Origin of the sequence: Lancefieldella parvula DNF00906 (assembly GCF_000758945.1) — a bacterium.
GTDB lineage: Bacteria > Actinomycetota > Coriobacteriia > Coriobacteriales > Atopobiaceae > Lancefieldella > Lancefieldella parvula_C.
Window position 1 is genome coordinate 39,000 of record NZ_JRND01000020.1, and the last position, 25,617, is coordinate 64,616.

19 protein-coding genes are annotated in these 25,617 nt (G+C 46.6%); 6 read left to right on the forward strand and 13 right to left on the reverse strand.

Annotated features, from left to right (window positions below; genetic code table 11):
* Window positions 1-2: 2 nt before the first annotated feature.
* The 6 genes from HMPREF1647_RS04260 to tyrS form a co-directional block, all read right to left on the reverse strand.
* Window positions 3-1,793 carry an NTP transferase domain-containing protein gene (locus HMPREF1647_RS04260; protein ID WP_035432367.1) on the reverse strand — a complete coding sequence of 597 codons (1,791 nt, stop codon included), beginning with the start codon at window positions 1,791-1,793 and terminating at the stop codon, window positions 3-5.
* Window positions 1,794-2,044: 251 nt separating this feature from the next.
* Complete coding sequence (gene rfbB, locus HMPREF1647_RS04265) at window positions 2,045-3,112, reverse strand: dTDP-glucose 4,6-dehydratase (RefSeq protein ID WP_035432369.1); 1,068 nt, start codon at window positions 3,110-3,112, stop codon at window positions 2,045-2,047.
* Between the two features lies 1 nt (window position 3,113).
* Window positions 3,114-4,013, reverse strand: a complete 900-nt coding sequence (rfbD, locus tag HMPREF1647_RS04270; protein WP_035432371.1) for a dTDP-4-dehydrorhamnose reductase — start codon at window positions 4,011-4,013, stop codon at window positions 3,114-3,116.
* A 1-nt stretch (window position 4,014) separates the two neighbouring features.
* Window positions 4,015-4,917, reverse strand: coding sequence for a glucose-1-phosphate thymidylyltransferase RfbA (gene rfbA, locus HMPREF1647_RS04275; protein ID WP_035432374.1), 903 nt, complete (start codon window positions 4,915-4,917; stop codon window positions 4,015-4,017).
* 74 nt (window positions 4,918-4,991) lie between these two features.
* Window positions 4,992-7,169 carry a DUF6541 family protein gene (locus HMPREF1647_RS04280; RefSeq protein ID WP_035432376.1) on the reverse strand — a complete coding sequence of 726 codons (2,178 nt, stop codon included), beginning with the start codon at window positions 7,167-7,169 and terminating at the stop codon, window positions 4,992-4,994.
* A 33-nt stretch (window positions 7,170-7,202) separates the two neighbouring features.
* Complete coding sequence (tyrS, locus tag HMPREF1647_RS04285; RefSeq protein ID WP_035432379.1) at window positions 7,203-8,414, reverse strand: tyrosine--tRNA ligase; 1,212 nt, start codon at window positions 8,412-8,414, stop codon at window positions 7,203-7,205.
* A 161-nt stretch (window positions 8,415-8,575) separates the two neighbouring features.
* Between tyrS and HMPREF1647_RS04290 the strand changes: the two genes are divergently transcribed.
* Window positions 8,576-10,732: a transglycosylase domain-containing protein gene (locus HMPREF1647_RS04290; protein ID WP_052039136.1), complete on the forward strand. Its 2,157-nt coding sequence runs from the start codon at window positions 8,576-8,578 to the stop codon at window positions 10,730-10,732.
* A 170-nt stretch (window positions 10,733-10,902) separates the two neighbouring features.
* Complete coding sequence (locus HMPREF1647_RS04295) at window positions 10,903-11,862, forward strand: capsular polysaccharide synthesis protein (RefSeq protein ID WP_035432381.1); 960 nt, start codon at window positions 10,903-10,905, stop codon at window positions 11,860-11,862.
* 89 nt (window positions 11,863-11,951) lie between these two features.
* Here the strand turns inward: HMPREF1647_RS04295 and HMPREF1647_RS04300 are convergent, their stop codons facing one another.
* Window positions 11,952-12,392: an arginine repressor gene (locus tag HMPREF1647_RS04300; RefSeq protein ID WP_035432384.1), complete on the reverse strand. Its 441-nt coding sequence runs from the start codon at window positions 12,390-12,392 to the stop codon at window positions 11,952-11,954.
* Window positions 12,393-12,615: 223 nt separating this feature from the next.
* Here HMPREF1647_RS04300 and HMPREF1647_RS04305 point away from each other — a divergent pair, with 223 nt between their 5' ends.
* Window positions 12,616-13,665 carry a papain-like cysteine protease family protein gene (locus HMPREF1647_RS04305; RefSeq protein ID WP_035432386.1) on the forward strand — a complete coding sequence of 350 codons (1,050 nt, stop codon included), beginning with the start codon at window positions 12,616-12,618 and terminating at the stop codon, window positions 13,663-13,665.
* 197 nt (window positions 13,666-13,862) lie between these two features.
* On the opposite strand, the gene HMPREF1647_RS04310 is transcribed toward HMPREF1647_RS04305, so the two are convergent.
* On the reverse strand, window positions 13,863-15,584 hold the full coding sequence (locus HMPREF1647_RS04310) for a phospho-sugar mutase (protein WP_035432388.1): 1,722 nt from the start codon (window positions 15,582-15,584) through the stop codon (window positions 13,863-13,865).
* Window positions 15,585-15,940: 356 nt separating this feature from the next.
* Here HMPREF1647_RS04310 and rlmKL point away from each other — a divergent pair, with 356 nt between their 5' ends.
* Together rlmKL and HMPREF1647_RS04320 are read left to right on the forward strand one after the other, a co-directional pair.
* Complete coding sequence (gene rlmKL, locus HMPREF1647_RS04315; RefSeq protein WP_035432390.1) at window positions 15,941-18,229, forward strand: bifunctional 23S rRNA (guanine(2069)-N(7))-methyltransferase RlmK/23S rRNA (guanine(2445)-N(2))-methyltransferase RlmL; 2,289 nt, start codon at window positions 15,941-15,943, stop codon at window positions 18,227-18,229.
* Between the two features lie 116 nt (window positions 18,230-18,345).
* The gene (locus tag HMPREF1647_RS04320) at window positions 18,346-20,628 is read left to right on the forward strand and encodes a KUP/HAK/KT family potassium transporter (protein WP_035432392.1); all 2,283 of its coding nucleotides are present in this window, start codon (window positions 18,346-18,348) and stop codon (window positions 20,626-20,628) included.
* Window positions 20,629-20,747: 119 nt separating this feature from the next.
* Here the strand turns inward: HMPREF1647_RS04320 and HMPREF1647_RS04325 are convergent, their stop codons facing one another.
* The 5 genes from HMPREF1647_RS04325 to HMPREF1647_RS04345 form a co-directional block, all read right to left on the reverse strand.
* Window positions 20,748-21,650: an HAD family hydrolase gene (locus HMPREF1647_RS04325; protein WP_052039137.1), complete on the reverse strand. Its 903-nt coding sequence runs from the start codon at window positions 21,648-21,650 to the stop codon at window positions 20,748-20,750.
* Between the two features lie 12 nt (window positions 21,651-21,662).
* Window positions 21,663-21,950, reverse strand: coding sequence for an ACT domain-containing protein (locus tag HMPREF1647_RS04330; RefSeq protein WP_035432394.1), 288 nt, complete (start codon window positions 21,948-21,950; stop codon window positions 21,663-21,665).
* 37 nt (window positions 21,951-21,987) lie between these two features.
* Window positions 21,988-22,488: a CarD family transcriptional regulator gene (locus tag HMPREF1647_RS04335; RefSeq protein ID WP_035432396.1), complete on the reverse strand. Its 501-nt coding sequence runs from the start codon at window positions 22,486-22,488 to the stop codon at window positions 21,988-21,990.
* A 121-nt stretch (window positions 22,489-22,609) separates the two neighbouring features.
* Entirely contained in the window at window positions 22,610-23,329 is a 720-nt protein-coding gene (locus HMPREF1647_RS04340) for a peptidylprolyl isomerase (RefSeq protein WP_035432398.1), read from the reverse strand.
* A 15-nt stretch (window positions 23,330-23,344) separates the two neighbouring features.
* Entirely contained in the window at window positions 23,345-25,168 is a 1,824-nt protein-coding gene (locus tag HMPREF1647_RS04345; RefSeq protein ID WP_035432401.1) for a subtype A tannase, read from the reverse strand.
* Between the two features lie 129 nt (window positions 25,169-25,297).
* Here HMPREF1647_RS04345 and HMPREF1647_RS04350 point away from each other — a divergent pair, with 129 nt between their 5' ends.
* The gene (locus HMPREF1647_RS04350; RefSeq protein ID WP_035432403.1) at window positions 25,298-25,567 is read left to right on the forward strand and encodes an RDAC family protein; all 270 of its coding nucleotides are present in this window, start codon (window positions 25,298-25,300) and stop codon (window positions 25,565-25,567) included.
* The last annotated feature ends 50 nt before the right edge of the window (window positions 25,568-25,617 follow it).

Here is a 25,617-nt window from a genome sequence, read left to right on the forward strand (position 1 = left end):
TCTTAGTTCTGGTTCTCTTCGTACCAAGAAAGCACGCGGTCAATATTGTTTGCAGCGTAGCGATAGTAAATGAAGAACCACTCGCCTACGTTCTCGCCCTCTGCTTCCTTGACTAGAGACCACAAATACCAGCACCAGCCAGCAAAGACTACATAGCTCCAGAAGTGCCTACGCTGCTCAAACGTTGCCTCTTGTCCAAAGTAATAATCAATAGCAGCATTTGCCTCATCGTCAGTAAGCTCGCAGCAAACCGTAAAAGTACCAAAGTCATTTGCCTCATCTGACATGCCTGCATATTCCCAGTCAATAAGGCTATAGGTACCAGCCTCGTCAATCAAGAAATTCAGATAGAAGAAATCATTGTGTGAAATAACAACTGGATACTGATCTGCGTCTGCATACTTCTTCAAGCGCAGGACCTTCTCGCGAAGCTCATAATAACCAGGAATCTCAATAGGACCCTCTTCAAGCAGGAGCTTCTCGTAATTAAGTCCCTCGTTGACAAAGTCAAAAGAGCGATCGAGCGAGGCGCCGCTATGGTGCAGTTTATTACCCATCTCCATTGCGCGCTTGAGCTGCTCAGGGTTATGAGGATCAAGATTCTGAGCGTTTTTCACAAACTTGGAAATCTTCCAACCCTCTTTTTGGTCCTCGTAAATAAAGGTACTGTCTAGGCCAAGCTCACGAGCAAGTCGAAGACCAGCCTCTTCAGCAGCGCGGTCTACAAGTTTCTCGGTACCAACACCAGGATGCCTGTAGACATACTCCTGAGCATCATCACCATATCCCACAATAAAGTGAGCAGATAAGTTGGTAAGTCCCTGTTTTAGAGGATAGAAACCGTGGATATCCTTCTTCTGGCAATGAAGCACTGAAACAATGTTGTCAAAAATCTCTGAGTCGATGTTCTCAATAAACGCTGGGTCAAACTGACGAAGCTCATCAAGGGAATCAAACTCGTAAATAACACCATCAGGATACTTTCTAATGGTCATGGAAAGCTCTTTGATGTGGCGGACGTAAATCTCTTCCCAGAGCATATCAACGGTTTCTGGCTTGTCGTAGACAGCCTCAAGAATGTCTACGAACTTCTTTGAGAATTGTCTATCAAAGTAGACATGACCGAGCATAATCCAAGAATTTGAACCGCCAATTTCTACGCCGGTAATACGTCCACCACGTCCCTCTTTAAGACACCACTCATCAGTTTCTCCTGCAACATACGTTGCTGAGTAATAAGCCTCATAGACATAGCGCTCAAAGGGGTTCTGAGTAAAGTAGTCATCTGATGAGCAGATATAGGTGTTATCGAGCTGGTCTTTTACATACCAAAGCGTGGAATTGTTATTTCTTGTTGCATAATCTGGGTTAACAACAATCTTGACGCCATACTTCTCCTCCAAATAGAAGAAGTACTCCTTCTTATAACCCACAACAACGGTGATGTCAGTAATACCAGCTTCAAGCAACTGATGAATCTGACGTTCAATCAGAACTTCTCCACGAACCTTCAGGACGCCCTTTGGTTTCTCATATGAAATAGGTGCAAAGCGAGAAGACAGACCGGCTGCCATAATAATGGCATTCTTAACCTCATAAGGTTTCAGTGCTTCAAGGCCCTTTGAAGTAATAAGACTGTCATCAATAAGACCCTGGTCCTCAAGCGTTTTTACTGCTGAATTAACTGATCCCAAAGAAAGATCAGTCTCTTCTGCAAGCTGTCTCTGATTGAGTTTCTCATCAGAAAGAGCAATGGTTTTTAATACAGAAAACACATTCTTTGTTAGTGCCACGGTTCCTCCAAATGAAGACCAATTAACTGCGAAATGAACTTCCAAACCAATTTACGTCAGTCATAATACTCTTGTGTTCAAATTTTTACAAGTATAATAATATTTTGAACAAAGAATTAATAACTAGGGTGGTTAAGCCCAGTACAATACAGGCTTAGACTCTTGACTGCATAAAAATAGCGTAGCAGCCATATAAACTGCTACGCTAAAAATCTAACTTTTGGGAATCACATCATAAAGTGTCTTTTTTATTATCGACCCTCATACATCTTCTTGTAGTAATCCTGATAATCACCGGAAACTACATTCTTAACCCACTCGCGGTTCTCTAAATACCAGTTGATAGTGGTAACAATGCCCTCTTCAAATGGAGTTTCTGGATACCAGCCAAGCTCTTCTTTAATCTTATCAGGTGCAATACCGTAGCGGCGATCATGGCCTTTGCGGTCAGTGACGTAAGAGATCAGATCCTCAGTAATCTGAGTGTCACCAGTGATTCTTGCAACTTCACTGATGATGCGCTTAACAATGTAGAGGTTATTGCGCTCGTTATGACCACCAACGTTATAAACCTCGCCCAGCTTGCCGCCCTCAAGAACCATAGCAATTGCTTTGCAGTGGTCATCGACATAGAGCCAGTCACGAACATTCAGTCCGTCACCATAAACTGGAAGTGCCTTGTGCTCCAGGCAATTCTCAATCATCAGAGGAATGAGCTTCTCGGGGAACTGATAAGGACCATAGTTGTTGGAGCAACGCGTGATTACCGCAGGAAATCCGTATGTATCATGCCAGGCTTTTACAAACATATCAGCAGAAGCCTTAGATGCAGAGTAGGGGCTGTGTGGACTCAAAGGTGTGGTCTCACGGAAAAATGCCTCTGGATCATCAAGTGGCAGTGAGCCATAGACCTCATCAGTAGAAACCTGCAGGTATCTGTGGTCTCCGTAAGAGCCCTGACCATCATTCCAGAAAGACTCCGCAACGCTCAGGAGCGCAACAGTACCCATGACATTAGTATCGGCGAAGGCACCTGGATCTTCAATGGAGCGATCTACGTGGCTCTCTGCTGCAAAGTTAACAACGTAATCAGGATGATAGGTCTCAAACAACTGCGTAAGAGCCTCTTTATCCCTAATGTCTACATGAGCAAAGGTATAGCGAGAATCTTGATCATATTCCGAGAGGTTCTCAAGGTTGCCTGCATACGTCAGAGCATCCACGTTCAAAATATGAATGTCCTGATTTCTTCTAAGCATGTAGTGGATAAAGTTAGATCCAATAAATCCAGCTCCACCAGTTACTAAATAGGTCTTCACACTAACCTCTTTCTACCTTCGAAAGATATGTCGCAAGAGCCTCTTGCCAAGGCCTCATACAATTTCCAATGGTACTCTCAAGATGTCCATTTACCAAAGATGAATATGCAGGGCGAGAAGCGCTTTCTGGGTGCATCTCTTTCCACTGAGCAGAAGTTACCCTGGTAACCTTACAATCGAGATTACTACCAGCCATAATAGCTTCGGCAAAATCAGCCCATGAGCATGTTCCCTCATTGGTTGCGTGATAGATGCCATAGTTCTCAGTAGCAGCAATGCACAAAATTGCGTGAGCCAGATCATTTGCGCTGGTAGGGTTACCTACTTGATCATCAACAACACTAATCTCTGGATACTTTGCACCAAGGGCACGCATGGTTGCCACAAAGTTCTTGCCAACATAGCCATAAAGCCACGCCGTCCTAACCACAAACGTTTGAGCATTTGCGGCCAGCGCAAGTCCCTCTCCTGCTAATTTGGATCGACCATACGCAGAAACAGGATAAGGAGCATCTTGTTCCGTGCGAGGAGAGCTTTCCTTACCGCTAAAGACATAATCAGTGGATACCTGAACAAGCTTTGTTTGTGTAGAGTTGCAAGCTCGTGCAAGATTCATGGGGCCAAGCGCATTTACCGCAAAGGCCATCTCAAAATTGCTTTCGCAACCATCTACATTTGTTGCGGCAGCACAGTTGATAACAACATCATAGCGTTCATGATGGTCAAACCATATGCTTACTGCCTCTGAACTGGTAATATCAAGCTCGTCTGCGTCGGTATAATCAACATCTGGTTCAACAAAAACCTCTGGAATTGGTCCAATCTCAGAGACACCAGTCTCAAAAAGGCGTTTGAGTTCATTTCCTAACTGACCATGAGAGCCAGTAATAAGAATTCGCATCTTACTCCCCTTTTTCAGAAGGAAGAATACGTCCCTCTGCAACACTCTTAAGGTGCTCACCATACGTAGATTTACCGTAGCGTTCTGCACATTCGATGAGTTTTGAACTGTCAATCCAGCCGTTCTCAAAAGCAATTTCTTCTGGAACGCTTACAGGTAAACCTTGAGCCGTCTCAACAGTACGGACAAAGGTTGATGCTTCAAAGAGAGACTCCATAGTTCCCGTATCAAGCCATGCAAAACCGCGGCCAAGAGTAACAACGTCGAGCGTGCCATCGTCAAGATAGAGTCGATTAAGGTCAGTAATCTCATACTCTCCACGAGCGCTTGGCTGAACCTGCTTTACCAGCTCAGTAACACGTTGATCGTAGAAATAAAGTCCGGTTACTGCGTAGTTAGATTTTGGATGAGCTGGCTTCTCCTCAATTGAAATAGCGTTGTAGTTCTTATCAAACTCAACAACGCCAAAACGCTCTGGATCATCAACGTGATAGCCAAAAACTGTGGCACGACCAGCAGTTTGTGCCTGCTGAGCAGCTTTTCTCACAAGTCCTGAAAGACCGTTTCCATAGAAGATATTATCTCCAAGAATCAGAGCAGCAGCGTCATCACCAATAAACTCTTTACCAATAACAAATGCCTGAGCAAGTCCATCGGGAGAAGGCTGCTCGGCATAACTGATGGTGATACCGAAGTCAGAGCCGTCACCCAAGAGTTTCTTAAAATTTGGCAGATCGCGTGGCGTGGAGATAACCAAAATATCTCTAATACCTGCAAGCATAAGCGTTGACAGCGGATAGTAAATCATTGGCTTGTCATAAACAGGTAAAAGCTGTTTAGATGTAACGGTTGTCAGCGGATAAAGCCTGGTACCGCTACCTCCTGCAAGAATAATGCCTTTCAAAATTACTCCCCATCAATCGGGCTTCCCGCTAAACACCGTTTAGGACGATATTGATATGTAATCTTACCAAAGTCTTACTCAACAGCGGTGATTCTATATAGTCTATAAGGTCCTTCTTGAAGAACAATCTCAAATCCAGGAATTTCATCGGTAATCTGTAAACCAGGGAAGAGATCGCTTTGGTTTCCTTGCAAAGCGGGATTTTCTAAGTCCAGCAGCAGGACATATCTGGCTCCAGTTTCTCGGACAGCCTGCTGAACCTCTGGATTAGTAGCTACCTCGTTAAGCTTTGTGCGAATAATCGTGCTTTGTGGCAACTCTTCTACTTCTACTTTCACTCGATAGAAAATATTCATGCCATAAAGTGAGTTGAGAACCAACGAGCCATCGTATGGATTATTGACTACCAGATCATCGCCAACAATCTGCAGAGCTCTTCTTACAAACTCGTCCTCACTTGTCTTATAAGTTGTCCACTCACGAGGCTCAAAAACCTCATTAAGCCAAATGATACCCCAGCGAAGCTCACTGCGTTCTCTTCTGGGCATACTTGCTAAATCCCAAGGGCTTAGAAGTGCACAACCCCACAACACAGCAACAATACACATGAAGATACCAGAGTTTTTAATAAACATGCAGGGTTTACAGATTGATTGAACTCCATCTTCAGAAATGGTGCAAGCAGAATTATCTGAGTTGGTTTTCTCGCCTTTGTTGCCTTCTTTAGCTGTCTTAATTCCATGTTTAATCAGATCAAACATAAGCGTAATGACGGTTTCCATGCCAACAATTACAACAGGCACTGCGGCGATTGTCACCATTGCAGCAGTTCTCTCGGGATCGGTATACCAAAATCCCGAGAAGAACCTCTTGATAGGAAGAACCTCAGAAAGACTTGCCACATAAATAACGGCTGTCATAAGAAATACCAGAATAAGCCAACGACAATTCTTGTTCGAAATGCAGCTGACAAATCCAATCCAGAACGCAACCGCAAAAAGAACCTGTGGCATATTCATCAGCAGACCAAAGTTTACTACGGTAAGAGTTGCTGCAAACGGTTTGACATAAATCTCCCACACAAAATTGACCGTAGGAGCCAAGAAGCTTGTGTTAAGCAAGAAAATCCAAATGCCAACCGCAAAACTCGCTGTTACAACTTCCATAATCGCTAAAAGCGCAATACCTTTTGTTTTAGAAAGCGTGAATTTGTCTTGAAGGAAGTTGGTAAGTCGTGGCAAAAAACTGCAAAGCACATAAGGTAAAACACAGATAGCCCAGAAGAAATCTGCACTTGGATGCATCATGGCAAGGGCGAGAATACCCATCACACATAAAAGCACTAACCTTGGGTTTATAAACGAAATTGACTTTAGCTGTTCAGCTGCAGAATCATTTTTGTCCGGAACAGCACCATTGAGCATCAAGATGAAAAGTACAACAGCACTAGGAACAGCGCAGAATCCCATTACGTTTGGGAATACTGCATGAACAGTAACCATTCGAAGAGGAAATGCCAGCTGTGCAAAAACAACAAATGAGGTTAAAACGCTGGCAACGAGGTTTTTCTTTCCTATTGTTTGGAGCAGCGCGCAAATACCAACTGGATATATAACTGCCACAGATACAAACCACACAACGTTTTCTGTCAGTGCTTCATTAAGACCGGTTATGACCGTAGTAATAGCAGCTACCGAATGAAGAGCATTTGGATAGAAGCCTTCATTAAAGGAGGGAGTCTGAAACTCGGGCCTTGCTCCCGTATAAAAGGCGGCATGCAGCATGGAATAAATGCCAGACTGAACACTTCTTGTAATATACGCAAGGTGCGCATAGTTATCAGCGGACTGCAAGAACCATGAGGGGTTTCTAATTGCCTTGTGAAAAATAACAAAAAATATTGCAGTAGAGATAGCAGCAGTTACTAAGAGAAAGACTCCGTTTAGAGAGTCCTTCTCACCGAGGCTTGTATGAGATTGATTTTCCTGGATGGGCCTGATTTTCTGAATAAGATACGCAAGCCCACCAGCAATCAGGATAAAAAAACCAACGCCTCCCAAAAGCGGCGTTACACCTCTTAGGCCCAAAGGATATATTGCAATTCCAGAAAAACCAATAAGGCAGACCGAGATAAGCGGAGCTACCACAAGGGATGTCATTCGTTTAGTGCCAATAGCGCGAGAAAAAAGATATCCCGGTACATAACAAAGCACCAGTACAACTACTACGGCTAGAGCAAACTGTCTCCACATGTGTCAGCTTCCTTATTTAGTGGCCATTACCTACTAGATGAGCTGAGCCCAACGCTTCTTGCCTGCCTGGAGAAGAGCTCCCTCAAGAACTGCTGGCTCAACCTTATAGGTCTTTGCTGGATGAGGCTGCTGGTTAATCTTAATACCGCCGCCGTCAATCAGACGACGAGCCTCACCGTTACTTGAAGCAATCTCTACTTCAACCAAAATCTTTGGCAGGTAGATAAGACCATCCTCATCAGCCTCAAGAGAGATGGCAAACTCTTTGACGTCGTCAGGAACCTCATTGTTCTTGAACTGAGCATCAAAAGCTGCCTGGGCCTTAAGGCCTTCTCCCTCACCGTGGTAGAGGTCAACAATATTTCTACCAAGAGCACGCTTGAGCTGATAAGGATCAGCGGTACCGTCCTCAAAGCTCCTATCGATTGCATCAAGCTCATCAATGGAAAGCGTAGAGCAGAGGCGATAATACATTGGAATAATCTCGTCAGTAATAGACATGACCTTGCCAAACATATCGTTTGGCTCATCAGTCAGTCCAATATAGTTACCGTAAGACTTGCTCATCTTCTTAGTGCCGTCAGTACCTACAAGCAAAGGCATAGTAAGAGCAATCTGAGGATCCATGTCCATATCACGCATAAGATCGCGGCCAGCAAGCAAGTTGAAGATCTGGTCGTTTCCGCCCATCTCTACGTCAGCCTTGATAACAACTGAATCGTATGCCTGAAGCACGGGATAAATGAACTCGTGAAGCGCAATTGGCTGCTGATTGTGATAACGATTAGAGAAGTCTTCTCGCTCAAGAATACGAGCAATGGTGAACTTGCTCATAAGGCCAAGCATAGTCTCAAGATTCATAGGCTTAATCCAGTCGCCGTTATGAACAACGGTAGTTCTTTCTGGATCAAGAATCTTCATTGCCTGGTTAACATAGGTCTCTGCGTTGGCATCTACCTGCTCCGCGGTGAGAGGAGGACGGGTAGAATCTCGGCCAGAAGGGTCACCGATCAGCGCAGTGCCACTACCAATAATCAAGGTGACATTATGACCAAGGTCCTGGAACTGACGCATCTTGCGCAGAGGAACTGCATGACCCAGGTGCAAATCAGGACTTGTTGGATCAACGCCGAGCTTAATGTTAAGAGGAGTGCCCTTTTTGAGTTTCTCTTTTAAACCGTCCAAAGGAACAATTTGCATAGTTCCTGAAGTAATAACACGGAGCTGTTCTTCTACTGAAAGCACTCTGTATCCTCTCAACGCAAGCCTGTTAAACCATATAGTTACTGCTACAAATAGTATCAATTCAAAATGTTATCTATCAGAATACAACAGAGTTGTAACTCTTTATTCACTGAAACATAAATATCAGACTATAATAGTGGGAGCTATGACAAGGAGGCTCAATGGGTATTAGAACCCGTCGTGCACGTAAACACGCAAATACACATGCCGTAGGTTTTGGCATTGCTGGATTCTTTGGCTTTATGGCTCTTCTCGCGCTTGCCCTTGCTCTTTCTTTGGGTGCAGCTGTTTCTTCATGGCTCGAGGACCTGCCAGATTACAACTCTGCTGATGCTTACCTGGTAGCAGAGCCTACCCGCGTTTATGACTCCAAGGGTAACGACATTGCTGACTTCTATCTGCAGCAGCGTCGTTCTGTTACCTTGGATCAGATTTCTCCTTATGTTATTCAGGGCACCATTGATACTGAGGACAAGCGCTTCTATTCCCACAGTGGTATTGACCCTTGGGGTATTGTCCGTGCATCTGTTGGCTCGCTCTTTGGTGGCGGCGAAGGTGCTTCCACAATTACGCAGCAGCTTGTTCGTAATACCGTTCTTTCTAACGAGCAGTTTGAGCGCTCTTTGAAGCGTAAGGTCCGCGAGGCTTACATCTCTATCCAGATGGAGAAAAAGTTTACTAAGGACCAGATTCTTAATATGTACCTCAACACCATTTACTACGGTAATGGTGCCTACGGTATTGAGGCTGCAAGTATTATCTACTTTAACAAGCATGCAAGTGACCTAACCCTTGCTGAAGCTGCAACACTTGCTGGTCTTCCAAATGCACCTTCTGCCTATGACCCAACTGTTAATCCAGAGGCAGCAAGAGAAAGACGTAATACCGTTCTTGAGCGTATGCTTCGCGCCGGCGATATTACACAGGAGCAGTACGATGAGGCCGTTGCTGAGGACTTAGTACTTAACCCGGGTACTTTGACCGATAACATTGGCCAGTTCCCTTACTGGACAGACTACATTCGTAGCCTGCTTCAGGAAGACTTTGATAGCGATACCATTCTTCAGGGTGGATTGCGCGTTTACACCACGCTTGATCCTGACCTCCAGAAAGATGCTGATGAGGCTGCTAGAAGGCGTATTGCTGAGCTTGGCAACCCTCGCCTGGGCGCTGCTTTGGTTTCCATTGATCCTCAAACTGGCTACATTAAAGCAATGGTTGGTGGACAGGATTACTCAAAGAGTCAGTACAACATTGCAACCAGTAGTAACCGTCAGATGGGCTCCAGTTTTAAGATGTATACGCTGGTAGCAGCCCTTTCTGAGGGTATGAACCCAGAGATTGTTCTTAACGGCAACTCCCCTATGCAAATTACGCCAACCTGGTTGGTCAGAAACGCTGGTAACTACAGCTACGGAGCAATTACGCTGCGTCAAGGTACGGTTTACTCGTCCAACACTGTTTACGCCCAGGTTGCTGAAGCTATTGGTATCGATAAGATCCTTCAGACGTGCTATGCCATGGGTATTCGCACTCAACTACAGCCATACCTGTCTACCACTCTTGGTTCTCAAGGCGTAACCCCTATTGAACAGTGCACAGCATTTGCAACCCTTGCTGCAGGCGGCGTTCGTCGAGATGCTGTTGCAATTACGCGCATCGAAGACCGTAACGGAAACGTTATCTACGAGCACAAGGACAACCCAGTTCAGGCAATTAGCCCAGCTGTTGCTGCAGCAGCCACCGATGTTCTGAGCGGCGTTCTTACCTCCGGTACTGGTCGCTATGCTTACAATCTAAAGACCTTCAACCAGCCAGTTGCTGGTAAGACGGGTACTTCCGATAACTCCGAAGACCTTTGGTTCTGCGCCTATACCCCACAGCTTGCAACAGTTGCTTGGTGTGGATATCCAGATAGTCGTGACCCCGTTATTATTGGCGGTGGAGAGTCTTCTACCTTTGTTACCGCACAGTATGTTTGGGCGTACTACATGAACGCAGCACTTTCTGGTGTTGCACGTGCTGAATTCCCTAAGACCACTGAAACTATTGCTTACAAGCCTAATAGTTACTGGAAATTTGTTGGTGGCTCCACTAATGCTAAGCAAGATGATAAAAAGGACGAAGAAGAGGAAGAAGAGACTACCGACGAGGAGGAAGAGGACGATTCCACCACTACTCCTACCACTCCTACTACTCCAGCAACACCTGGTACTGGTACTGGTACTGGTACGGGCACGGGAACAGGAACGGGCACGGGAACAGGAACGGGCACCGGAACCGGAACAGGTACTGGAACCGGAACAGGAACTCCATAAACCAAAGCTTATCCTACAAACTGAGTCCACGTTTATGTGGACTCAGTTTTATAAGCTATAATTTAAAAAAGCAAGATAACGTCATTTAAATCAGTTTCCAACAATTCAAAGGAAACTAGTTAATATAAAAAAGCTCAACTAAAAATTCTAGAAAGGCAGATTTAAATTTTATGAATAGGCTAGTATCTAGATTAAAACAACTACAATTCGGAACACTTTTCAAACAAGTTTTATTTAAATTTGTTTTCTTTAGAACCTTAATCGCTTCTCTAAACAATGGCTTTTCTACTACTGGCCTCGAGCTAACTAATCTCAATATTGAACTAAATACACTTAGATGGCTAAACAAAAAGTTTAAAAAAAACATTAGTGATTTATGTAACAAAGTTGATGAAGAATTCAACTCCAATAACACATTTCGAACAACAGATAAAAATAAAGTCTGGGTTCTATGGCTACAAGGCGAGTCGAATGCGCCACAAATTGTCAAAAATTGTATTTCCTCAATAAAAAACAATATGCCCGAATACGATGTAGTTGTCCTTGACTCAGAAAATCTTTCTAACTATATAAATTTACCTGACTATATCGAAGAAAAGTTCAAAAAGGGCATCATATCAGCCGCTCATTATTCCGATTTGATTAGACTTGAACTACTTACAAATCATGGTGGAGTCTGGATTGACTCAACTGTCTTTATGACTGGTAAACTACCGTCTTTTATAACTAAGAGTGATTTGTTTTTATTCCAAATTTTAAAACCTGGACTCGCTGGTCACGCGCTTTCAATTTCGAGTTGGTTTATGGTAGCAAATGCACAAAGTAAAATTCTTCTTTTTACCAAAAACCTACTATATCTATATTGGTCTCGTTATAATTTTCTAGCAGACTATTTTCTCTTTCACCATGGAATTCAACTAGCAATTGATATTTATCCAACAGAGTGGGCAGCAGTCCCCCCTGTTGATAGTGCAACCCCTCATATTTTACAAACTAAACTATTTGAACCTTATTCTGAAAAAATTTTCAATGCTATTACTCAACAATCCTCTGTCCACAAATTAACATACAAATTTAGTAAGAATAATCTTCAACTGAAAGAAACTTTCTTTAACCATTTATTCTCATAACAATTTTTCAAAGGAGGCAGTCTATCGTTAGGCTGCCTCCTTTATATACGAAAAATTAATTGACGGGTTTCTCGCCAAAGGCTTTCTGTTTAGAAAATGCTGTCCACGTTGCCAAGCTGCGTAATGATTCGTACCACGTCTGCAGCGTGCGCGGTTTTATCCACAATCATCAAAACGGTATCGTCACCAGCAACGGTGCCGACAACGTGGTCAAGCTCAACATCATCGAGGGCAAATGCAACTGCTGATGCGGTGCCAGGGTGACAGCGAATCACAATGAGATTCTCTGCTGCCGTAGCGCCAACTACAAACTCAGAGAGCATTTTCTGCAAATGCATATCTTCAGAAAGCACATAGGCGCCCTCGGGAAGCTTTTGCAAATCCATTTCTGCTGTATCACGAGAAACGGTTGCTTGAGTACAAGCAAAGCCACGATCCTTAAGCATGTCAACAAGATCGCGCTGCGTACGGATTGACTCGCTGCGAACAAGCTCACGAATCACGTCCTGTCGAGCATTTCTATGCTTCACGTCGCCTTCTTTCTTTATGCGGCTCACTAACTTTTGAAAACAAATGATAGTGAGTAAAAGAATATACTTAATCAACCCTTATGCGCACGCCAAACCGCTAAACGGTGTAAATTACCCGCTCGTCGGTCGGAATATTGCATTCACCGTTTTCTAAAAGTATTTATGCACTTCTCGCCGTATGATTCATCATGAGTGAAACTATTTTTACGGCTTGGAGGCCACCATGCCCCTGAATGATTCACCAGATAGAAAACAAGGCTCCTACGGAGACTCTGCAATGCGTCGTCGCCCTCCGCAAAATGGCCGTCCTCCTCGTGATGGCGGTTTTTCTGATAGACAAGCACGACGTCGCAAAAGAAATACCCTTGGTTCGCAGGCCATTCTTTTTAAGAGACAGTCTCTACTGCATCGCATTGATTCTCGTACAAGAACCTACATTGTTATTGGACTAGCGGTTATCGCAGCGCTTTTGCTGGTCTTTATTGTGTCGAGCTGCGTGCGCGGTTGCGCTAAAGAATCTACTCCAGAGGCAGAAGTCAACTCCGTTGATTCTCGTGTTGCAGTAGGAACTCCAGAAGAGCTGACCAAAGCGCTTGCAGCCAAGCTTGATCAGAACAAGAATCTTGCATGGATTGCAGAACACGCTGATAGATACAGCGATAAGAGCCTTATTGAGCTAGCACTCGCCCACCCTGAGGCAATTGATTTTGTTGCAAACTACCCTGATTCTGACGGCAAGGCCAAGACTTACGATGATTCGCTCACCAAAGGTACGGCTCCACAGCTCTATACCTGGGACTCTAGATGGGGCGGCGTCTCGTATGCCGGCTCCGTCATTGCCACCAAGGGCTCTGGTCCAACTGCTCTTTCTATGGCATACATGGGCCTTACGGGAAAGAACAACTGGACTCCTGCTGACATTGCAGGCGCCGTTGAAACGGCTAAGGCAACGGACACTGACTCTGGAATGAACAGATCATTTCTCGAGAAGAACTTAGCAAACCTTGGCCTTACCGCTGATAGCTACAACATTTCTGCCGACAATATCACCACGCTTCTAGACGCTGAAACCTTCCTGCTTGTTGAGGTTAAGGGCAATAAGCTGAGCTCTGATGGCGATCACTGGATTTTGGTAACCAGCAAGAACGATGACGGCACCGTAAATGTCCACGACCCTCTGTCCCCTGAGGTAAGCGCACGTCCATGGGCGGCAGAAACTATTGCCAGCGCTGCAAACGCTCTGTACACCGTGACAGTAAAGGCTGCCGAGTAGCAAAGTTACTAAGCGATAAGGTATTTGTTTGGCGTCTACAAACTTGAGTCCCGCACTTTAAAGTGCGGGACTTTTTCGTACGGTATGCGTCTTTGTGGAAAGCACATAAAAACCCAGCATCCAGAAAAGGTGGATGCTGGGCTGGACGGGTTTCTCGCTAAAAGATTGTGCGGAGAAAGACGTTTTGAAGAGGTGGATTATGAAAGCACCTTCTGTGCAGCTTCGCTGAGCTCTGCAATGCGAGCCTCGGCCTCTTCGCGAGTAGCGCCGTTGGCAAAGAGATAGGCCTTGACCTTTGGCTCGGTGCCTGATGGACGGAAGATGACCTTGTTGTCTCCCTCAAGCCTATACTCAATAACGTTGGATGCTGGCAGCGTCTGAGGAGCCTCTTTTTGCAGGCCCGAGACGCGAGGCATTTCTGCACACTCAGCATAGTCTGTTACGCCAACAACCTTGTAGTTGCCCACCGTTTCCAGTGGATTCTTACGCAGGCTGCTCATGATCTGAGCCATCTTAGCGGCGCCCTCAGCGCCTGGATAGGCAGCATTGACAACGCCATTGAGGTAGTAGCCATAGCGCTGATACAGGGCATCCATCGCCTCGTAGAGGTCCATGTTGCGAGCGGCATACCAAGAAGCCATTTCAACGCAAAGCATGGTGGCGACAATAGCGTCCTTATCGCGAGCATGTGTGCCAACAAGATAGCCGTAGGACTCCTCAAAGCCCATAAGGAAGCGATCCTCCTCACCGGCATCCTTGAGCTGGTCAATTTGGTCGCCAATGTACTTGAAGCCCGTGAGCACGCGGCGCATCTCAAAGCCGCGCGCACGTGCCAAGACGTCGGGCATAGCAGAAGATACGATGGTGGAAACAGCTACCTTATCCTGGGGTTTCTCGCCACGCTCTTCAGCCATGGTAAGGAGCCAGTCCATAAGCAGGACGCCCATCTCGTTGCCGGAAAGCAGCACGTAATCGCCGTTATGTGGGATTGCAGTACCCATACGGTCGGCATCTGGGTCAGTTGCAACCAGGAGATTTGGCTTTACCTTGTCAGCAAGCTTGAGGCCCAGCTCAAGTGCCTCACGGAACTCAGGATTTGGATAGGAGCATGTGGGGAAGTTTCCGTCTGGCTCTGCCTGCTCTGGAACAACGTCAACGTCATTGACGCCAATCTCTTTAAGAATGCGCGTGACACACTCCATGCCTGTACCATTGAGCGGCGTGTATACAACCTTGTAGCCGTCGGCAGCCTTAAATCCTGGAATAGAAACACGCTTGATAGCCTCAATAAAGTTGTCCAGGACCTCTTCTGGAGTCCAAATGATCAAGCCCTTCTCCAGGCCTTCTTCAAAGTCCATAGGCTTGACGTCAAAAGGATTGACGCGTGCGATGTTTGCAGAAATCTCAGCCGCTGCCTCATCCGTAATCTGGCCGCCGTTATCGTTGTACACCTTGTAGCCGTTGTAGGGCGCAGGGTTGTGGCTTGCGGTAAGCACAATACCTGCGGAAGTCTTGAGGTAGCGGACGGCAAACGAGAGCGTTGGGACAGGCTCAATGCGTGGATAGACGTACACACGGATGCCATTAGCTGCTAAAACACCAGCTGCAACCTTCTGGAAATCCTCACCCTTAAGGCGAGAATCCCTTGCAAGAGCCACGGTAGGATTTTGGTAGTGAGCGTTGAGGTAATCTGCAAGACCCTGAGTTGCCTGGGCGACAACATAGACGTTCATGCGGTTGGTGCCAACGCCAATGGTGCCACGAAGACCAGCGGTACCAAATGCAAGTGAGCGATAAAATGCATCGTAGAGCTTGTCTTCTGCTTCTGGTTTTGCAAGCTCTCCGAGCTCTTTTACCAGGTCTTCTTCGGTGACGCTTGCACGCCAGGACTCAAATGTTTCCATAACTTTTGCATCCATAATGACTCCCAAACCTCAAACAGCTCCCTGTATTTCTTAATAAAAGATACTACGCGTATTTTAAGCGAAAAATAACAGATGATTCGGGACATTATGTATGAACTTACCCGCTCTTCGGTGAGTGGAGGGTAGTGCGGGATGCAGACGCACTGCTCGAAGTCACGCACGGATGAGGGGGAACACGCGCAGCCGCGGGGGCTCCGGAAAACACGCACGACCGAGCACCCACGGGTTCTTGTCCGAGATCGACTCACGGGTTCTTGATGTATTTTCTTCTCCCCAACCATTTAGCGAGAAAAACATGGGAAAATGTTACGTCAGTATGTATTCAATTCCTACGGGCGAAAGGTGTCCCGATGTCTCAAGAACTTGAGTTCTTTGCAACGTGTCCAAAAGGCTTTGAGAAGCTTCTTGCACAGGAGCTAGACGGCCTGCGCATTAAAAAGGTGCGCCCTCTTGGCGGACAAGTTGCGTTTTACGGCTCACTTGCCGATGCTTACCGCGTCTGTTTATGGTCTCGCCTCACGTCTCGCGTCATTTTGGTGCTTGATCGCGTTGGCGCTGCAACTTCAGACGCTCTCTACGAAGACCTCTCCCACATTGCTTGGGAAGACCATATTGGTCCGCATGCCACCATTGCAGTCAGCGCTCACGGCACAAATGACCAGCTCAGAAACACCAACTTCATTGCTGTCAGAACAAAAGACGCCATTGTAGATAGGCTTGCAGCAAAGCGCGGAAGCCGTCCTATGGTTAACACGCTTGCGCCCGACGTAACTATTGTCGTGCGCGTATCACGCAACCGTGCCACGATTGGCATTGACCTTGCTGGTGAGGCGCTCTTTAAGCGCAGTCTGACTGGCGGTCGAGGGCCGGCACGTGAGTTTGCGCCGCTCAGGCTAGACTACGCTGCTGCCCTTCTGTACCTGCAGGCGCAAACTGCTGCGAGTGCATCGCTCTTCTCGCCAGACGCGCCGCTGCCGGCGCTGCTGTTCCCGGGAGCAGGCGTGCTTGCACAGGAGGCAGCGGGCATGGCGCTGGACGTGGCGCCGGGCATTCTGCGCGCTCGCTGGGGCATGACGGGTTGGGCTGGCCACGACGACGATGCCTGGCAAGATTTGCTGGCCGAGGCCGATGAACGTGCCGAGAAGGGCCAAGAGCGCCAGGTCACACTCTATGCAGCAGACCCTCGCCCAAAAGCCAAAGAGGCTGTGCTTTATACGCTTCGTGCAGGCGGTCTCAAGGCTGACGTGCAGTTCTTGGCAGCTTCTGAGCTGCTAAAACATGCAGAGCACTTCACGGGCATTGTTGCCGATCTCTCTTGGACCAAAGAAGAGCCCACACTTCAGGGCTCCGCTTACTCCACGCTTGGACTTTTTGCGGGACAGGCAAGCACGCTTCTTACCAGCGATACAAATACGGATACGGTACTCAGAGCAACTCCATCGCAGACACTTTCTGTCTACGTGGGCAACTCCATTGCCACCATGCGTTGCTACCCTGCCGCGATCGCAGAGAAAGCAGGTGGCGGCGAAGCTGATGCCACTGCACCTGCAAGCAACTCCGAGCTTATCTCGGTTCCTGCAGGTCCCACTGTCATGGTTAACAACCAGCCGGTAAGCGTACTGGTGCCAGCGTCTGATCAGTTTGCTGCGCGCCTTGCTAAGGTGGCCAAGCAGCGCGCTAAATGGGCTCGTAAAAACGACGTCTCGTGCTACCGCGTATACGACGCTGACCTGCCCGATTACGCCGTCAGCATTGACATCTACAAAGGCGCCACAAAGCCAACTACCTGGCTGCAAATCTCTGAGTATGCTGCTTCAAAAGAAATTGATCCAGACCTTGCAAAGCGCCGTCTCCTAGACGTCCTAGCTCTGGCTCCTCGCATTCTAGGCGTACCCAGCTCAAACGTAAATCTACGAACAAGAACGCGTGCAAAGGGTGGCTCTCAGTACTCTGACGAGGGCAGCGCTGCAGACAACTCCAGAAAAGAAATGCTGCTCATCGATGAGGGCGGCCTACTCTTTGAGGTCAACTTTGCATCCAGGCTGGACTGTGGAATCTTCTTGGATCACCGCGATACACGTGCAGAAATTCGCGAGCTCATGAAGAGTGCCGGCGCAGCTAAGAGCTTCCTCAACCTCTTTGCCTATACAGGTACCGCTACCTGCTACGCAGCAGATGGTGGCGCGCTTCACTCCACAACCGTTGACCTCTCCAAGCCCTCGCTTGAGTGGGCTAAGCGCAACATGAAGCGCAACGGTTTTGACGGAGAGGAGCACGAGTTTGTCCAGGCAGACGTCCTGTCTTGGATTACCGAGATGCGTCACACCAAAAACCGCTGGAATGTCATCTTCTGCGACGTCCCTACCTTCTCCAACTCATCGCGCATGAGGCAGAGCTCGTTTGATGTCCAGAGAGACCACGCTGAGCTTATCATTGGCATTTCTCGCCTTCTGACTCGTGGCGGCGTTGCCATTTTCTCGTGCAATCTGCGCACCTTCAAACCAGACGTCGAGAAGATCCAGCGAGCTGGCGTCATCATCGAAGACATAACAAGTGAAACTATTCCGGAGGACTTCTCAAGAAATCAGAAGATTCACCATGCATATAAAATCTCGAGAAAACCGCGGGAAAATGAGTAAATTTTTCCGCTTGCAGACAAAATAAGTACGTTTGTACATTCGTCTAGTTATAACTAGGTATATGGACTAACATATGATGACGAACTGTACTAATCATCTATTGAGAGGATTAATGGATGAATACAAGTAAAGCTGCATTTCATGCGCTTTTCTCTAAGGACAAAGCCAAGAAATCAACTGGCATTCCTCTAAGTGCTGGCATGGTACTTGTTACCCTTGGCATCGTCTACGGTGACATTGGCACTTCTCCAATGTACACCATGAAGGCAATTATCGCTGGTAATGGTGGACTTCTTACCATGAGCACCGATGTTGTTTTGGGCGCTCTGTCCCTCATTATCTGGACGCTGACACTCATTACAACCGTTAAATACGTCATGGTTGCAATGAAGGCAGACAACCACAATGAGGGCGGAATCTTTGCGCTCTACAGTTTGGTTAAAAAGTGCGCCAAATGGCTGATTATTCCTGCCATGATTGGTGGCGCAGCTCTTCTTGCTGACGGTATTTTGACCCCAGCTGTTACGGTAACCACCGCTATTGAGGGTTTGCGTACTATTCCTGCAGCTCATGCTATTATTGGTGATAATCAGCACATTGTTGTGATGATTACCATCATCATCCTCTGTACCCTCTTTGCCTTACAGAAGGCAGGTACTTCTACCATTGGTAAGGCCTTTGGCCCTGTCATGACGCTTTGGTTCTTGTTCTTGGGTGCCATGGGTGTTATGAACATGTTTGCTGACATTAGCGTTGTTCGAGCTCTTAACCCAGTCCGCGGCATTCTGTTCCTCTTTGATGGCAAGCTCAATGCAGCTGGCCTCATGGTTTTAGGTAGTGTCTTCCTTTGTACCACTGGTGCAGAGGCACTTTATTCTGACATGGGTCACGTTGGCAAGAGCAACATTTACGTAAGCTGGCCTTTTGTTAAGGTCTGCTTGATTCTGAACTACCTTGGACAAGGCGCATGGATTATCACTAACCACACTAACGAGAGCTTCAACGCCATCAAAGACCTCAATCCTTTCTTTGAAATGCTTCCTGGTCAGCTTAGACCATTTGCCGTTATTCTCTCTGCGCTTGCTGCAATTATTGCCTCTCAGGCACTGATTACTGGCTCTTACTCCATTGTCTCTGAGGCAATTAAACTTGATCTTATGCCTCACATTAAGATTAACTACCCCTCCACCACAAAGGGCCAGATTTACATTCCACTTGTAAACAACATCATGTGGGTTGGCTGCATTGGCGTTGTACTTCTCTTCCAGAGCTCTGAGCACATGGAAGCAGCGTACGGTCTTGCAATTACCGTTACCATGCTCATGACCTCAATCTTGCTCTACACCTACCTGGCTGTTATCAGAAAGCGCCTATGGGCAGCCATTCCATTCATTCTTTTCTTTGGTGCTATCGAGGCTATGTTCTTCTTCTCAAGCCTTACCAAGTTCTTCCACGGCGGCTACTTTACCGTTCTTATGGCTACCGCAATTTTTGTTGTCATGTTTGTCTGGCGTCGCGGTACCGCTGTTGAGAGGACGCAGAGCGTTTATCTCCCCGTAGATAAATACATTGATCAGCTCCGTAGCTTGAGCCACGATGCGGACTATTCAACTCTCGCTGATAACCTGGTTTTTCTTACTAATGATTCATCCTTTGACAAGCTGGATCGAGACATCCTCTATTCCATCTTGGATAAGCGCCCAAAGCGCGCAAAGGCCTACTACTTCATTAACATCTCGCTGACAGACGATCCAAATACCCGTGAGTTTATCGTCAATGACTTTGGTACAGACTTCCTGTTCAAGATCACTCTGCGTCTTGGCTTTAGGGTAAACCAGCGTATTAACACCTATCTGTATCAGATTGTTGGTGACCTGATTAAGAACAATCAGCTTGCGCCACAGAATCACAAGTATTCCATTTACAAGGAGCACTCCGAGATTGGTGACTTTAGATTCTGTCTGCTGCGTAAGGTACTAGCTCCAGAGACTGACATCAACGGTTTTGATGCTCGTTGCCTTGAGCTTAAGTACTTTATTCGTCGCATCTGCGGATCTCCTGCTCGTTGGTATGGTCTTGAGAACTCCAACATTGTCTTTGAGTACGTTCCTCTGTTCTCCAAGGTTAAGCGTGAGCAGAAACTCATCCGTATCATGCTTGACGATGCGGCTCAGACAGGTCCTATGCCACTTGTTGAGGCTCCTATGAAAGAGCGTATTGCAGAGATTGAGGAAGACGAAGATATCTTTGCAGAAGCGCTGCACAAGGAGCGCGTTGAAAACGCAGCTACCGTTGCAGACTATGTTGGTGGCGATACCGCTAGCTTCCGTCCTCTTAAACTTGACGAAGAACAGGTTGATGAAGATGTCTTTGAAGAGCAGCAGGACAGTAATCACTAAGTCTAGCGCGCAGTAGTTTTACTTCTCACAACAAAAGCCGACAGATTGTATCTGTCGGCTTTTTCATTAACATCGTGTTGCGAAAATCTCTAAAGCGCTACTCCTTCAGCACCAAGTGCTTACTCCCCCAGTGCCCACGTTAAGAATCGCGAGAAACCCGCCTGATCGTTAGTGAGTGTGATATAGGTTGCTGCCTCAAAATCTTCACGACGAGCGTTGGCAACTGCTGTGCCCATTCCCGCCGCAGAAAGCATAGCAACATCATTAAGCGAATCGCCAAAAGCTGCAGCATTATCCGTTAAAATGCCAAGATGATTGCAAAGCCACTGAAGTGCAGCACCCTTAGAAGTCCCTTCAGCCAGGATTTCCATTCCCATGCTCATGGAAGCCGTGCCACTGAGCCCTTTTACCGAAGCTACAGCATCTGCTACAAGTGCCTGGTACTTCTCGCCTTCTGAAACAGACCAATAGGAACCAAGTCGCTCAATGGTAGTTACACTATCAATAAACTCCTCAACGCTTTGGTCAAAGGGAGTACGCGAGCGTTGCATAAATGCCGCATGATCTGCGGGAATACCCAGCTGAGAGATAAGATTGTGCCTTGAGCGCTCCAGATAAACGCCACCGTCTGCAAAAATATCAAAAGTGACAGGAAGATCTTTAAGCTTTTGATACAACTCAAGTGCCTGCTCCTTGGTAACAGTAGACTCGTGCAGTACCGTCTGTGTAGAAAGATCTCTGATAACGGCACCGTCACAAGAAACCACATACTTAGAAGCAGGATGATTCACAACCTCTTTTGGCAGCACGTTAAAAGCGCGACCAGAACAAGGCACAAAAGGTATACCTAACTCAGCCAGGCGATCCAACATTGTCATATTTTTGGCATCAAGAGATTTATCAGTATGCAAAAACGTCTCATCCATATCGGAAAAGACAATATCTACTTTCAGATTTGATACATCTTGATTTAGCCAAGACTGCTTTTGAGCAATGAGTTCTTCAGTTGAAAGCTCTGACAAAACACTACCCCTTTAAGGACGATACATAAACGTGAAGACCTCTTCACGCTGCATGTTAACCTGTACACCAAGCTTTTCTGAGACGGTATCAAGACGCTCTTTGAGGCTCAAGAAAGACTCGGCATCCTGAAGTTCAACCAGCATGGTCATGGTAAAAATACCAGATAGAATAGTCTGTGCAATATCTAAGATATTTGCATTTGATTCAGCCAAAGTGGTAGAAATTGCTGCAACAATTCCTGGAGCATCGCTGCCCAAAACAGTGACAACAGCGCGATTAGCGGATGTTTCTGAAGTCATATTTTCCCATCTCTTGAACGGATGGTTTAATTATAAGCTACGCTTTTCCAATTTCTACGCCATAGCGCGAACTAAACACCTTTTGAATCTCGTCAACGGTACAATTTAGCGCCGTAATAAGCTCGTAAAGACCGCGATTACTGGCCATCTTAAAGATTCTCTCGTGAGAAACAGGTGGTTTCTTGTTGAGCGAACGCGCCTTATCAATACGAGCTCTAAATGTTTTAGCAATACTAATGGAGTCTTTACAAGAACCTTCTCTGATGGCATGTCTAAAGTGAGATTCTTCAAGAGAGGCGTTGTGGATGTGAAAGGTAATGAGTTCAATTTGAGGATACATATCAACAAGATTTGTAGCCTCATCACGCGTCATAAGATCGCGTAGTCTGAACTCTTGATCAAGAGGAAATACAATCTGAACAGGATGTTTTTGCCCAATAGGAGACAAAACGTAGGCCGGAGTAGGCTCCGAAACTACATTTTCAACAAGACATACGCCCTGACCTGGGTGAACGCAAAACTCGCCAACAGCTCGCATAACACCACTCCTCTCGGATAACAATAGTATATCATGAGAAGCGTGTTTTAAGCCAATGACCTGCAACTTTATAACTTGTCGCAGGTCATTCAATAACATAACAATATTTTATATAAGGAATCTAATCAATCATTGTAATGGATTCAATGACTGGTTGCTCTGAAGCAGGGATAGTTCCATTTGAATCGGTTGGGGTTACGCCTTTACAAATTGCATCGACAACATCCATTCCACTTGTTACCGTGCCAAATGCAGCGTAATTTCCATTCAGAGTTGAGTTGTCTGCCTGCATGATAAAGAACTGTGAGCTTGCAGAGTTTGGATCTTGGGCGCGTGCCATGGAAATAGTTCCACGTGTATGCGAGATGTTATTCTCGACACCGTTTTTGGTGAACTCGCCCTTGATTTTATTCTCGGATCCACCCGAGCCATTGCCTTTAGGATCTCCACCTTGAATCATGAAGCCGTCAATAATGCGATGGAACGTAAGGCCATTATAGAAGCCTGACTCGGCAAGATGAGCAAAATTAGAAACCGTAATAGGCGCAACGTTTGCGTTAAGAGTTGCCTCGATAGTGCCGTAATCCTTCACCACAATGCGAACGTGATGGATCCCCTTTGCATAAGGGTCATCCGCTGCTACGGAATCAATGTAGCCCTTGTTTTGCGAGCTCTGAGACTGCGTTTGTTGTGTCTGCTGCGATTGCGATTGCTGCGATTGTGAACTTGCCTGAGACTGAGACTTATCAGCACCTCTAAAAAGGGAGAAGCATATTGCTCCTACCGCAAGCACAACGATAACAATAACACCGTACAGCCGACGATTCTTTGTTTGAAACACGCTGTATCCTCCCCTTTAAGCAGACGCGCATGTGACAATCCAAGACACCAGGTTGGCAGTTGCATTGCCTGTTCTCTCGGCAAGAACGTGACCCTTATCCCAAACAAGCGTGTAATCAACACTGCTCACGCCCGAGAAATGCTTTAGAGACAGACCCAAATTGAACGAGGTGCAGATTGAAGTATCAGTATTCTGAGCGCCCTCATTAATACGCCAATAAGGAGCAACGGAAGCTGTCTGATAACCCTTGTAAGACGCGCTGGTAAAGTACAGAGGATTAAACATATCCACACGAGTTGGAATGTCATTCTCCAGCGTATCAGCCTTATTCAGATCAGAGGTCCAATCATTAGCGTAGCTAGACTTCCAATCAGTAAGCTTCATATACGTATCAAGGTTCTTTTTAATGAGGTCAGCAGTCTGCTTATCAAAATGCAGCGTACTTTGCTCGCCAACACCAAAAAGCTGGTTAGCACGGGTGCTTCTATCAGGGGCATCAAAAGCTCCAACAGGAAGCGACGCGCCTCTTAAAGCTCGCGAGAAACCCCTCAAGTTCTCAAGCTCAACGCTCTGACGACGAAGGTTATATACAACCCAAATAGATTCTGAGTTTAGAGAGCCAAAATAGTGCTCAGCAGTATCGTAGATAGTAGATTGAACCTGCTGAGTAGCAGGAGCTGCATTATCTGTACCACGAACTGTTGCAAGATTTGGGTCACCTGGGAACGTAGGCTCTTCCAGTCGCTGAGGCGTAGAGGTATAAGGGAATGCGTTGTCCCTAACAAAGTTATTCGCGGAGGTCTTGAGCTCGTTGATAAGAAGGTCTGCATATGATCCAGCGGTATAGACGCCAGAGTTAGTTTCATCAAGACTGACCTTACTATCATTGCTGTCGAGAAGATCCATGTTGTTGACAAATGAAGCATATGCACCAGCAAGATCTTGCGAGAGAGGTTGGGTCCATACACCCTCAGCACGGGAGTCTGTTGCATCTGCATACTGACCAGCTGACCACTCATACGCTGCGTCTGCAAGATCATATGAGGTTGCCGGACACCATGAAGCGCTGCCATAAATAGAGTCTGAAAGCTGCTCGCCCTTCTCGCTATGTGTAGCAGCGCCAACGGCTTTAAGATATGGCGTATAGAGCGGAGAGTCTCCCGAGGTTCCCAGCACCGCACTGAGGCCGCCGCCAGCTGCAAAGCCAAACACAAAAATCTTTGATGTATTGCATGGGAGCAGCTCGTTGTTGTAGCGCAAATACCTAATAGCTGCCTTGAAATCTACTGCTGGCCAAGGAGAGCCGCCTGCGTAAAGCTCGTCCGAGCCTGTGGTTGAATCGTAACCAGCACTTCTACCGCGGAAACCTGCGTATACGTACACAAAGCCAGCCTCAAGGTACGGCGCTAGGCCTTCGTATGAGTAACTTGTAGGAGCGCTCTGAGGGAACAGCGTTGCTGTGTTAATAGGCATGACAATTGGTGCGGTACTTGCGGTGAAACTGCCCACAACGGCTTTCTCGCTTACTTCGCACTCGTAGGTAGAGCCCTTCTTGGTTCCTGAGAAATACTTACCAGGCACAAAAACCGAGAGAGTGTTTACCGACTTGCTTGCAGGCTTAGTGCAGTACTGAATGCCCAGCTGATAGTAGCAATCGTTGTCCTCGTCATAGCTCCACTGAGTCATGTCTAGCTTAAGCGACTTAAACTCTTCAAGATCCACATTAGATGTAGGCTGATTCGTATCCTCAGAGGTCCTTGCCTGCGGAGTACACGCTGCTAATGTACCAGCGGCTCCCAGGGCAGAAAGGGACAAGAATTCTTTTCTCGTAAAGGCCATAATTTCCCCTCGAATAGTTTATTCAGTGGAGGCAGCAACGACCGCTGACCTAGTTCAAGCTAGACAATCTATTGTACCAATTTGCAAACGTGTATGCTTAAGAGCAAGCGTCTAGAGAAACGAGTTAGCATGCCAAAAGTTGTCAACTTCTTTGACCTCATTCATCTCAATGAAAGGCTCGAACAACAGGGACTTTTAAGCAAAATCCACTTGCGTGACACATGTGGTAAGCAAACCCTCTGGATAGAACTCCCCTCTGGCGAGAAAACCGATGAGCGCGAGAAAATCGACGGTCAAGAGCTTGAGAAAACAAAAGAGCAAGTTGAGGCGTTTTTTGCAATAAAAGGTATGACCGTTGAATTTGACCTCACTGGCGGAAAAAATTTCTGGATTGTATAAATTGCCCGCTTGACGAAGCGCTTGAGTCTGTTATAGTAAATAAGCTTTTC